This is a genomic window from Ideonella sp. P3_A4, from assembly GCF_056403075.1.
The window spans coordinates 1-1592 of the sequence record NZ_JBFUGE010000981.1 but is presented as its reverse complement, the minus strand read 5'-3'; the positions used below and the strand labels follow the sequence as shown (position 1 = coordinate 1592).

Below are 1592 nucleotides of genomic sequence, written 5' to 3'. Positions count from 1 at the left end.
GCTGGCAACAGCGCTTGTGACCCCGGCGCGTTAGCCACGCCGCGCATCGACAACCACGCCGACGGCACCTACGCGGTGTTGGAGCGCCGCTGGCAATGCGCGGCCGACGCGGGCGCTGCTGGCGTGCGGGTCGATTACCGCCTGTTTGCCGACAGCGATGCATCACACCGCGGGCTGCTGCAATGGCGCGCCGATGCGCAAGCGGCGGCCAGCACGGCGGTGCTGGCGCCTGCTGCCGGGCCGGTGGCACTGGCCGGGTCAGCGGGCTCGGGCGCCTCGGCCGGCCAAGGCGCTTCGGCCGAGCATGTTGCCGCGGCCGATGGCGTGAGCGCCGGCAGTGCCCACGCCMGCACGTTCACCGGCTTCGTCGCCGAAGGTGTGCACCACATCCTGATCGGCACCGACCATGTGCTGTTCCTGCTGGCGTTGATGCTGCCGGCGGTGGTCATGGGCGGGCGCAGGGCGGGCTCGAAGCCGTCCGCCGGATCCGCTCGCGCTCTCGAAGTCTTGGTTGTTCCTCCTCGCCCCCTGTCGGCCGCAGGCGGCTCGAACGACGACGCCGCGCCGATCACCTGGACGGATGCGCTGTTGCAAGTCGCCAAGGTCGTCACCGCCTTCACGGTGGCGCACTCGATCACGCTGGCGATCGCGGTGCTCGGTTACGCGGACCCGCCGTCGCGCATCGTCGAATCGCTGATCGCTGCCAGCGTGGTCCTGGCCGCGATCGACAACCTGCGCCGCTTCCTGCCCGGTGTGCGCTGGCAACTCGCGTTCGTCTTTGGCCTCGTGCACGGCTTCGGCTTTGCCGGCGCGCTGAAGGAACTGGGGCTGGACCCGGCCGCACTGGCGCGCACGCTGGTCGGCTTCAACGTGGGCGTCGAGTTGGGCCAGCTGGGCATCGTGGCCATCGCCTTGCCGCTGGCTTGGTGGGTGCGCGACACGCGCTTCTACCGCCGCGTGGTGCTAGGCGGCGGCTCGGTGGCGATTGCGGCAGTCGCGGCACTGTGGTTTGCCGAGCGGGCGTTCGACCTGGCCTTGATCAGCTGAAGGGCCGCAGCGCGAGCTCACATCCGGCGCGAGGCATCGCACGCCAGTTGCTGCCACTATGCTGTCAGCAGCTGGCACTTTGCGCTTGAGGCCTCGAAGGGTGGTGTCTAACCTGGCGTTAGAGTCGACAGGGCTTCAGAAGCCTCGGCCTGTGGCTCAACTTCAACGTCAGGCCAGTCCCAACCTTCACCTACGCATGAAACCCATCATCAATGTCGACGAACTCGAGTTCGGTTCGCATCAACACGGCGACTCGTTTCAGGCTTCCGGCGCCCAGGTGTCGAGCCTCATCGGTGGATCCAAGCTCGGCTATGGCGTGACCGTGGTTCCGCCCGGCAAGCGTGCTTGGCCCTTCCACAATCACCACGCGAACGAAGAGATGTTCTTCGTCTTGTCCGGCAGCGGCAAGCTGCGGTTCGGGCCTGAAGAGTACGAAATCCGAGCGGGAGACTTCATCGCGGCGCCAGCAGGCGGAAAGTCCACGGCACATCAGATCATCAACACCTCAGAGGCTGAGCTGCGCTACATCAGCGTGAGCACCATGC

The 1592-nt window shown here is 67.3% G+C and carries 2 protein-coding genes; both read left to right on the top strand.

The window, feature by feature from the left end; all coding sequences use genetic code 11:
- Positions 1-1047 (top strand): HupE/UreJ family protein (locus AC1DYI_RS35080; protein ID WP_477208713.1); only part of this gene is annotated, 1047 nt, incomplete at its 5' end.
- A gap of 196 nt (positions 1048-1243) precedes the next feature.
- Positions 1244-1592, top strand: a 349-nt coding sequence (locus tag AC1DYI_RS35075) for a cupin domain-containing protein (RefSeq protein ID WP_477208712.1), incomplete at its 3' end; no start/stop codon positions are given.